Source organism: Streptomyces sp. NPDC057654 (assembly GCF_042800135.1).
Lineage (GTDB): Bacteria > Actinomycetota > Actinomycetes > Streptomycetales > Streptomycetaceae > Streptomyces.
Genome location: NZ_JBHVHQ010001036.1, coordinates 1 through 2,737 on the forward strand (window position 1 = coordinate 1; position 2,737 = coordinate 2,737).

The 2,737-nt window shown below is 74.8% G+C and carries 3 protein-coding genes; all 3 read right to left on the reverse strand.

Annotated features, from left to right (window positions below; all coding sequences use genetic code 11):
• Positions 1–504 (reverse strand): alpha/beta hydrolase (locus ACFU99_RS40020; protein ID WP_384402590.1); only part of this gene is annotated, 504 nt, incomplete at its 3' end.
• Between the two features lie 2 nt (positions 505–506).
• Positions 507–1,778, reverse strand: coding sequence for a kynureninase (gene kynU, locus ACFU99_RS40025; protein WP_384402593.1), 1,272 nt, complete (start codon positions 1,776–1,778; stop codon positions 507–509).
• Positions 1,771–2,649, reverse strand: coding sequence for a tryptophan 2,3-dioxygenase family protein (locus tag ACFU99_RS40030; RefSeq protein WP_384402596.1), 879 nt, complete (start codon positions 2,647–2,649; stop codon positions 1,771–1,773). Before ACFU99_RS40030 ends, kynU begins: the two co-directional genes overlap by 8 nt.
• Between the last annotated feature and the right edge of the window lie 88 nt (positions 2,650–2,737).

A 2,737-nucleotide genomic window follows, 5' to 3' on the forward strand; every position in this document is an offset into this window, starting at 1 on the left:
GTCCGCTACGGGCGCGAGCGCGACGACCCGGTCGATGCGCGGCCCGTCCGCCTCCTCCCAGCGGCTGTCCGCCGGGAGGCGGCGGCGGGAGGCGGCCCAGAGGGCGAGGTGGCCGCCCGCGGAGTGCCCGGCCACCACGTGGCGCGTTCCGGGCCCGCCGCGGTCCGCCCCCGCCTCCACCGCCCGTACGACGTCGTCGAACGTCCCCGGCCAGCCGCCGTCCCCGCCGACCCGCCGGTATTCGGCCAGCGACACGGTGAGACCGTGCCGCGCGAGCGCGGCGGCGGCCGGTGAGAGGTGCGTACGGTCGTACGCCTGCCGCCAGAAGCCGCCGTGCAGCAGCGTCACCACCGTCTCCGGCCCGCCGCCGCGCGCTCCGCGGGCGTCGTGGACGTCGATGACCTGCGAAGGGTGCGGGCCGTAGCGGACCGTCCGGTCGGGCGGTACGGGCGCGAGCGCGAGCAGCGCGGCCTCCTCGGCGACGGCTCCCGGATCGGCGGTCATCGTCAGCCCGCCGCCCCGCCGCCGTCCTCCGCGTCCGCCAGCACCTCGGCCAGTACGCGCGCGGCGCGCTCGGCGTCGGCGAAGCGCGTGTAGAGCGGGGTGAAGCCGAACCGCAGGACGTCGGGGCGGCGGTAGTCGCCGACGACGCCGCGCCGGATCAGCTCCGCCATGACCGCGCCCGCGTCCGGGCAGCGCAGCGCGACCTGGCTGCCGCGCTCCGCGTGCGCGGCCGGGGTGATCGACTCGGCCCGGCCGGCCGGCGCGTACGCGGCCGCGCAGCGCAGGAAGAAGTCGGTCAGCGCCAGGCTCTTGGCCCGTACGGACGTGATGGAGACGCCGTCCCAGACGTCGAGCGCCGCGTCCAGGGCGAGCATCGAGAGGATGTCGGGCGTGCCGACCCGGCCCCGCACCGCGCCCTCGGCGGGCTCGTAGCCGCTCGCCATGGCGAACGGGTCCGCGTGCGAGTTCCAGCCGGGCAGCGGCGAGTCGAAGCGCGGCTGGAGGTCGCGGCGCACGTACAGGAACGCGGGCGAACCGGGCCCGCCGTTCAGGAACTTGTACGTGCAGCCGACCGCCAGGTCCACGCCGTGCGCGTCGAGGTCCACCGGCACCGCCCCGACGCTGTGGCACAGGTCCCACACGACTGGAGCCCCCGCCGCGCGCGCGGCGGCCGTCGTGCCGGGCAGGTCGTGCAGCCGGCCGGTGCGGTAGTCGACGTGGTTGACGAGCACGGCGGCGGTCCGCGCGCCGATGGCGGCCGGGATGTCCGCCGCGGGCAGCGGGCGCACGGTGCAGCCGGTCATCCGGGCGGCGGACTCGGCGATGTAGCCGTCGGTGGGGAAGGTCGCGGCGTCGACGAGTACCTCGTGGCGGGCGGGGCCGCCGTCGTGGCCCGAGGCCGCTTCGCGGGCGATGCGCACCGCCGCGACGACCGCTTTGAAGACGTTGACGCTCGTGGAGTCGCCGACCACGATCTGGCCGGGGGCCGCGCCCACCAGCCGGCCGACGCGGTCGCCGATCCGCTCCGGCGCGGTCCACCAGCCGCTCTCGTCCCAGGAGCGGATGCGCAGCCGCCCCCACTCGTGCTCGACGGCCTCCGCCAGCCGCCCCGGCACGGCGCGGTGCAGCGCGCCGAGGGAGTTCCCGTCGAGGTAGACGACCTCGTCCAGGCCGTACCCCGCGAACTCGGCGCGCTTGCCGCGCAGTTCGTCGCTCTCGTCGAGCTTGGCGGCCTCGGCACGGAGTTCCATGGCGTCCGTCCCGGTGTCAGACATGGCTGCGCGCCGTCCACAGCTCGGGGAAGACGTTCTTCGCGGCGCGCTTCTCCAGCCAGGCCACCCCGGCGGAGCCGCCGGTGCCCGTCTTCGCGCCCATCGCGCGGCGCGTGGCGAGGAGATGGTCGTTGCGCCAGCGCCAGACCAGTTCGGCGACCTCGGTCAGAGCCTCGCCGAGCCGGACCAGATCGCCGCTCCCGGCCGTGTCTCCCTGTGCCGCGTAGATGTCCTGCCAGATCCGCTCGACCGCCTCGTCCGGCTCGTAGCGGGCCGTCGGCTCCCGGTCCAGGACCGCCGCCGGGACGGCGTGGCCGCGCCGCGCGAGATAGCACAGCACCTCGTCGTACAGGCTCGGTTCGGTGATCGCCTTCTCCAGCTCCGCGAGCTCGCGCGGCGCGCCCCGGTGCGGTACGAGCATGGAGGCGGACTTCTCGCCGAGCAGGAATTCGAGCCGCCGGTACATCGCCGACTGGAACCCGGATCCCTCGCCGAGCGCCGCCCGGTAGGAGTTGAACTCGCCGGGGGTCAGGTGCGCGAGGGGCTTCCAGGACGCGTTGAGCGATTCGAGCTCGTATGTGGAGCGCTTCAGCGCGGCCAGCGCGCCGGGCAGGTCGTCCTCGCGCAGCGACTGGGCCGCGGTGTGCCACTCGTGGACGAGGACGGTGAACCACAGCTCCATGACCTGCGTGGTCACGAGGAAGACCATTTCGCCGGGGTCGTCGGAGAGCGGCTGCTGGAGGTGGGTGAGGACGGAGGCGTGCACATAGTCCTCGTACGGGGTGGTGCTCTCGGCGCCGATGCTCAGATCGGGTGCGAAACGCGCGGCGGGGTTCTCCGGCGCGTAAGGGGACGCTTCGGTTTCGCGTGACATCGCTGTCCCTTCGATACTGCTGCCGGGTAGCGGTCCGCCCCTTTCCTGTCGTCCTCGGAGCCCCGGTCCCCTCTCGGCCCGGAGCACC